The following is a 6,457-nucleotide window of genomic DNA, read 5'->3' on the forward strand; positions in this document are numbered from 1 at the left end:
GTTCGGCCCGGCCCTGTGGCTGCTGCTGCCCTTCGGGGCCGGCCAGCTGCTGACCCAGTTGCTGTTCGCCCGCGGCGACGTCTGGCCCAACGCCGCCCGCGCCTGGGCCGGCGCCCTGGTCACACTGCTCGCGCTCTGGCCCCTGGCGCGATGGCTCGGGGGTGCCGGCGTGCTGGTGGCCATGGGCCTCGGGCTCGCCGTCTGGACGCTGGCCCTGGCGCGGCTCGCGTACCGGCACGGCGACCTGGGCCCCGAGCCGGGCCTTGCGGCGACGACGGAAGCGCGCGGGCGTTGGCGGCAAGATAGGGGATGTTGCCGCCGATGAAATCCGCGGCGAGGGGATCGGCGCCGTGCTGCAGCAGGTAGAGGCAGATCTCCCAAACGCCGGCGTAGGCGGCGAGCAGTGCAGGGGTTTGACCGCCATAATTCCGTTTGTCGATCGCCGGGCCGGCTGCCACCAGACGCCGTACCGCAGCGGCAGCGGAACCATGCACGGGCCGCCTGGCCGAAGTCCTCGGCCAGGGCGCGATGGTCTTGTAGCCGCGTGCGCCGCACAGCACCGCCGCCGCAATGGCGAGCACGACCGGCAGGAGATGGCGGCGACCTTGCCCGCGACGTGGATCGAGGACATCGGCGAAGACCGCCGGCAGCGCGCGCAATCTGCGTCGCACTCAACATCACTCAGATTAGGCTCTAACTTGTTCTTCCGCCAACCAAACAACGATAGAACAATTTCGCCCTGCGTGCAGCGCCTGCCGGCGGTGACCCGGGGCGCGACGCGGTCCATGCAACCACCGAGGACATTGTGATGGCAGACAGTATCGGCTTTGGCTTCGAGGGCAAGCGGTTCGTGGTGACGGGGGGCACCAGCGGCATCGGCCGCGCGGCGGTGGCATTGCTGCAGGATGCTGGTGCGACGGTGTTGGCAACGGGTACGTCGGCGGAGCGCCTGGCGGAACTGGAGCGGGACCGCCCGGGCGTCACCGCGCTTGCCAACGATGCCGGCGAGCCCACCGCCGCCGACGCGCTGGCGGACGCCGTGCGCGAAAGGCTCGGCGGGCTCGATGGCGCCTTTCTCAATGCCGGCATCGGCCAGTTTCAGCCACTGCTCGCTCTGGACGCGGCCGCCGTCGACCGACACTTCGCCGTGAACGTGCGCGGGCCGATGTTACAGGCTCGGGCGCTGGCGCCGCTGCTCGCGGACGGCGGTGCGTTTGTGCTCAACACGTCGGTGGCGCGCGACAGCGGTCTGCCTGGCGCGGCTGCCTATGCCTCCACCAAGGGCGCGCTGCGTACGCTGGTGCGGGTGCTGGCGGCGGAGTTGGCGCCGCGCGGCATCCGCGTCAATGCCGTGAGCCCGGGTCCCATCGAGACGGACTTTTTCGCGCGCTCCGGCATGCCGGCGCAGGCCATAGCCGGCATTGCGGCGTCGGTGAAGTCCCGGGTGCCGCTGCAACGTTTCGGCCGGCCGGAGGAGGTGGCCAATGTCGCGGCCTTCCTGCTGTCGGAGCTGGCGTCCTTCGTCACGGGCTCCGAGTACGTCGTGGACGGGGGCATGAGCGAGGTCTGATTCAGCGCAGACCTTGGTCGTTGATCGAGCCTCGCTTAAACTCCCGGAAAGTCAGCTGAGCTCTGCGGGACATGGGAGGAAACGGCGCAGCGATGGAGCCCAACGAAGAGCGACAACAGCAGGCGTTTCGACCGTCACGGCTCGTGCGCCTCGTGCAATGGCTGCGGTGGCTGCTCAAGGCCACGGTCTGGCACGGAATGACCGCGCTCATGGATCGCATCGGTTTCGTGCTGAGCACGGTGCAGGTGTTCTGCATCGATCCGCAGGCCGAGCGTGTCCTGGTGCTGCGCACCGGCGAGTATGCCGCGGGCTACTGCCCCGTGCAGGGGCTGCGGCGCGGGACGCTGAGTCTGCGCCTGGTGCCGCTGCGCGCCGACGTGCGCGAGGACGCGCGCCGCGAGCTGGTAGAGGAGGCGCTCATCGAAGCGCCGCCGCTGGACGCGTTCCTGGTGGCGGAGCGCTACCGGGAGGGACCATACCGGCAGTTCGATTGCACCGTGTTGGTGATCTTTTGCCGCGTGAGCGAGCTCAAGCTGCGGGGCGAGACCGGCGAGGGCATGCCCTGCTGGTTGCCGCTGTCCGCGGCGGTCGCCGCCTTCGGCAACAAGACGCTGCGCGACATGTTCGCGGACTGGCGTGATGCGCCGGTGGCGCGGACAGATATGGGCGCCCGCAGCCGGGGTGGCACGAGCTCGCGGCGCTTCCTGATCGGCCCTCCCGACGAGGTGCAGACCCGCCCGCCGCCACAGCATGACATGTCGGGTGCCGACACCATCACCGCCGCACTGGACCGGCTCTGGGCCATGCCGCTGATGATGCTGGAGGCGGCGCGTGAGCTCGGAGCACGCGGTTTCGACGAGGTCTATCAGTCCGACCCCAAGTATGCCCGTGAGCTTTGGTCCGGCATGTCCGCCGCGGCCCGCGACTGCTACCGTCCGGACCCGCGGCTGTGGCGGGACTGTCGCCTGCTGTCCGCGCGTGGCGTGGCGGAGCTGCTGGCCGGCTGGCGGGAGGCCGCCATCGAGCGGCTCGCCGCGCACAGCGTTGCGGGCGAAGCCAGGTCCATTCCCGGCGGCGCGACGCCGGAAACGGCGCTCGGGGTGCAGGGGCGCTCGGCGTGCGAGATCTCGGTGGACTTGATCTACGATGCCGAGGAGGACCGCGTCGGCTGCTTTCTGACGCGCGGCGGCATCGCCGGCGTGATGTCGGACGTGCTGTTGTACTCGCTCATGTCGGCGCGCTACCTGCCCATTCCGGTGTTCCACACGCACCCCATCTATCGCACCGAGATGGGTTACAAGCAGGCCTCGGCGGCGGATTTCTGGGTCATGGGCTCGCTGTACCACCGGCTGAACGGCGCCGCGGTTGGGGACTGCTGCTTCTTTCCGGACGGCACCTGGACGGAGTACGGCATTACCGGCCACGGCCGCTGCTTCTTCCGCCGTGCCGCCGACCCCCTGCTGCCGCCCGGCGGCGAGCCGGTGACCACCTTCGTCGATGTCAGCCTGCCCGAGCGCCCGCGGCCCGGCCACGGGTAGCGCAGGGGACGGCCAATAATCAGCGCTTTCCTAGGTCTGCTCGCCCTTCAGCGTCGCCAGCTCGGCTTCCAGGGCCGACACCCGCTGCTCCAGTTGCTCCAGCCGCTCGCTGAATGCGGGCCGGTCGCCGGCGTCCTTGGCCGCGATGGCGGGCGCGGTTGCCTCGATCTCGGGCTCGCCGCACAACAGGTGTGCGAAACGCTGCTCGCGGGCGCCGGACTGGCGCGGCAGCTCGCGTGCCAGCGGCGGCTCGTGCTGTACGAGGCTGTCCAGGGCCTCGTGCACCGTGGCGAGGTCCGGTAGATCGGCCAGCCGTGCGGCATTGGTGCGCAGCTCGCCTGGCGTCTGCGGGCCGCGCAGCATGAGCGCGCAGAGCAGACCGAGCTGGCGGCGGTCGAGCAGATAGGTGCCGGCCAGCTTGTGGTCGTAGCGCTCGGTGCGCCCGCTGAAGCTGGCATGAATCAGCCCGCGGTCGCGCAGCACGTTGACGGCGTGCCCCACCTCGCCGGGTGTGAGCTGCATCACCGGGTGGCGGCTGGTCTTCTGGTTGCAGGCGGCCACCAGCGCATTCAGGGTCAGTGGGTACTGATCCGGCGTGGTGCGCTGCTTCTCCATCAGGCAGCCGATGATGCGGGCCTCGACGCGGCTCAGCAGTGGTTCTGTTGGTTTGAGGTCGTCGTCTTGCATGGTCTCGGTGACCGATGGGCTGAGGCTCGGTGGTGCGCCCGGGGCTCAGAGCTGGCGAAGCAAATCCACGTAGATTAGGCTAAGAACGAAGCCCCATGAGGCGCGCGGGATAACGGCTTGATCGTCGGACCTCCTGCGTTGGCCTGAGCGACGACAGCCGCATGATGCGAAGCCGCCACGGGATTTCTTGCCATCCGCTCAGGGTTCCACGCCGGCCCAGAGCGCGACGCTCTCCGGCAGGTAGTGTGCGACGCCCTCCAGGATGCCGGCAGCATAGCAGCCGTTCATACCATGAAAATCGCCCGTGGCCTGATACAGCCGGTCGGTGTAGCCGGCTGCTTCGGCGAGACCGGCGGCATCGGCTCGCACATCGGCCGCGGCATTGGCCACCAGCACGGCGTTGATGGGACCGGTGAGCATGGCGAGGTCGTTGCCGCTGTCGCCGGCGCAGACGGTGCGCTCGTCGTCCAGACCCTGGTGGTGGATCAGCCATTGCACGGCGCTGAGCTTGCTTGCCGCCGCCGGCAGCACGTCCAGCAGGCCGGTGCCGGCGTGCTCGTCCAGGCTCCAGACGAGGTTCGCGGCGACGCCCTCGCGCTCGAAGCGCGACTCGATCTCGGCGAGCCGGGTGGGGCGGTCCCAATCCTCCGGCGTGTAGTAGCTGAGCTTGTAGGGGCCCTGTTTGGACGGCTCCTGGAGCAGCAGTCCCGCCATATCCGCGATCAGCGCGTGCAGTGCCGGGCCGTCGCGTCCGCCCCAGCTCGCGGCAATCTGTTGCTGCCAGTCGTGCTCGGGCAGCCAGGTGTCGTCCTCGACGCGGTAGATGCTGGTGCCCACGTCGCCGATGAGGTAGTCCGGTACCGGGATGTTGAATTCCGCAATGGCCTCGTCCACCAGCGCGTGGTGACGGCCGGTGACGTAGGCGATGCGCACGTCCGGATGCGCGGCCAGCGCGCGGAAGCGTGGTCTGGCGCTCGCGGACTCCGGCTGCGAGCCGTTCGGCAGCAGGGTACGGTCCAGGTCGGTGCAGATCAGGATGGCGCCGTCGGCTGCGGACATCTTGCCCCCTTTGCGGTGCGGTTGCGTTGATCGGATCGGGTTCGGGTTATCGATGGTTGCGGGCGCTGCCATTGTCCGGCTCTCGCGGCACCTGGCAGGCGTCGAAGAAGCGGTAGTGCTCGATGGCCTCCAGGATGCCCGCGGCGTAGGGCGCCTCGGCGAAGTAGATGCCGTGGGTGTCGATGAGCTGCGAGAGCTCCTCGTGGTGGCGGTTGGCCACCACCACGGCGAGCGTGTTGCCGCGCATCATGTCCTCGTCGGCGCCGCTGCCGCCGGCGGCGAGGCAATGCTCTAGCGGAATACCCCACTGGTCGGCCACGTAGCGCAGCGCGAGCCCCTTGGAGGCCCGCGCCGGCAGCACGTCCAGGAACTGCCCGAAGGACAGGTTGAGGTGCACGTGCAGGTCCGCCTGGTGCAGCAGGCTGCCGATTTCTTCCAGGCTCGGCGCGTGCTCCGGGTCAATGTAGAAGCTCACCTTGAAGCGGCTCTGCTCGGTGCGCGGCTGGCGCTCGATGCCGGGGAGATCCGCCAAGGCATCTCGCACCCGCCGCGGGTACCAGAGGTGGTCGATGTAGCGCGACCAGGCGTAGTCGCGGGTGAGCTGCGGGGCGTAGTAGATCTCGGTGCCGAGACCGGTGATGAGCACGTCCGGGCGTGGAATGCCATAGCGGCGCATGATGGCCAGCGCGGAGTCCAGCCGCCGGCCGGTGGCGATGCCGAAGCTGGTGCACTTGCGGTTCTCGCGGATGACGCGGATGAACTCCGCCAGCGCGTCCAGGTCGCCAAGCAGGTTTTGATCCAGGTCGGTGAAGATGGCCCGGTCGTGGTAGAGCATGGGCCGGCGCGTCACCGGCGCACGCGGCGGCGGCTCCACCCGCTCCAGCAGCGGCATCACCGCCGCCATGTAGCTCTCCGCGTGGGCCGGCCAGGAGTAGTGCTTCTTGACCCCTTCGATGCCGTTCTTCGCGAACTGGCGCCAGCGGTTGCGGTCGCTCAGCACCTTGAGCAGGGCCTTGGTGATGTCCTGGGTGTCCAGCGGGTCCACCAGGATGCCGTTAGTGCAGTGCTTGACGATGTCGATGGGGCCGCCGTCCTCGGTGGCGACGATGGGCAGCCCGCTGGCGGCGGCCTCGATGAGCGTGAGCCCGAATGGCTCGGTGAGTGCGGGGTTGATGAACACACCGCGGGAGGCCGCCGCCAATTGGTAGAGCACCGGCACCTCGTCGGCGGTGTGGTGCTTGGGGTAGGCGACGCGGCCGTAGAGGTCGTACAGATCGATGAGGATCAGGATGTCCGTCAGCACCTGCTGTGCGCCCGCGTCCAACTCGCGGATGTCGTCGCGGTTGCCGGCGACGATGACCAGATTCGCCGCGCGTTGCAGCTCTTCGGACTCGCCATAGGCATCGATGAGCGTGGTGATGTTCTTGCGCTCGTCCGGCCGTGACAGCGCCAGCACCATCGGCTTGCTCGGCTGGTGCAGGAAGCGGCCCAGCTCCTGGGTCATGGCGGCGCGCTGCTCGCGACCGTCCGGTGGGTGGAAGCGCTTCAGGTCCGTGCCCGGCGGGATCACACTCATGCGCTCGGGCTGGTAGTGGTCGTAGAG

General features: G+C 69.1%; 6 protein-coding genes and 1 pseudogene. 3 read left to right on the forward strand and 4 right to left on the reverse strand.

All coding sequences use genetic code 11. The features are described 5' to 3' along the window. A partial coding sequence (locus tag LJE69_RS01060) for a hypothetical protein (protein ID WP_296920388.1) occupies window positions 1-325 on the forward strand: 325 nt, incomplete at its 5' end. Between the two features lie 13 nt (window positions 326-338). Here LJE69_RS01060 and LJE69_RS20910 read toward each other — a convergent pair. Continuing rightward, window positions 339-671 (reverse strand): annotated as a pseudogene (locus LJE69_RS20910) (transposase family protein); the annotation flags it as partial. A 137-nt stretch (window positions 672-808) separates the two neighbouring features. On the opposite strand from LJE69_RS20910, the gene LJE69_RS01065 reads away from it, so the two are divergent. After that, the gene (locus tag LJE69_RS01065; RefSeq protein ID WP_296920390.1) at window positions 809-1,570 is read left to right on the forward strand and encodes an SDR family oxidoreductase; all 762 of its coding nucleotides are present in this window, start codon (window positions 809-811) and stop codon (window positions 1,568-1,570) included. 92 nt (window positions 1,571-1,662) lie between these two features. Then, the gene (locus tag LJE69_RS01070; protein WP_296920393.1) at window positions 1,663-3,108 is read left to right on the forward strand and encodes a hypothetical protein; all 1,446 of its coding nucleotides are present in this window, start codon (window positions 1,663-1,665) and stop codon (window positions 3,106-3,108) included. Between the two features lie 30 nt (window positions 3,109-3,138). On the opposite strand, the gene LJE69_RS01075 is transcribed toward LJE69_RS01070, so the two are convergent. The 3 genes from LJE69_RS01075 to LJE69_RS01085 all read right to left on the reverse strand — a co-directional run. Beyond that, the gene (locus LJE69_RS01075) at window positions 3,139-3,795 is read right to left on the reverse strand and encodes a YceH family protein (RefSeq protein ID WP_296920396.1); all 657 of its coding nucleotides are present in this window, start codon (window positions 3,793-3,795) and stop codon (window positions 3,139-3,141) included. A 198-nt stretch (window positions 3,796-3,993) separates the two neighbouring features. Next, window positions 3,994-4,854, reverse strand: coding sequence for an HAD-IIB family hydrolase (locus tag LJE69_RS01080; protein WP_296920398.1), 861 nt, complete (start codon window positions 4,852-4,854; stop codon window positions 3,994-3,996). 46 nt (window positions 4,855-4,900) lie between these two features. Beyond that, on the reverse strand, window positions 4,901-6,457 hold a 1,557-nt coding region (locus LJE69_RS01085), incomplete at its 5' end, for an HAD-IIB family hydrolase (RefSeq protein ID WP_296920401.1).

Origin of the sequence: Thiohalocapsa sp., from assembly GCF_022340605.1 — a bacterium.
GTDB lineage: Bacteria > Pseudomonadota > Gammaproteobacteria > Chromatiales > Chromatiaceae > Thiohalocapsa.

Coding starts and splice junctions, on each gene's coding strand:
- LJE69_RS01065 (WP_296920390.1), top strand. CDS start 809: ATGGCAGACAGTATCGGCTTTGGCTTCGAGGGCAAGCGGTTCGTGGTG.
- LJE69_RS01070 (WP_296920393.1), top strand. CDS start 1,663: ATGGAGCCCAACGAAGAGCGACAACAGCAGGCGTTTCGACCGTCACGG.
- LJE69_RS01075 (WP_296920396.1), bottom strand. CDS start 3,795: ATGCAAGACGACGACCTCAAACCAACAGAACCACTGCTGAGCCGCGTC.
- LJE69_RS01080 (WP_296920398.1), bottom strand. CDS start 4,854: ATGTCCGCAGCCGACGGCGCCATCCTGATCTGCACCGACCTGGACCGT.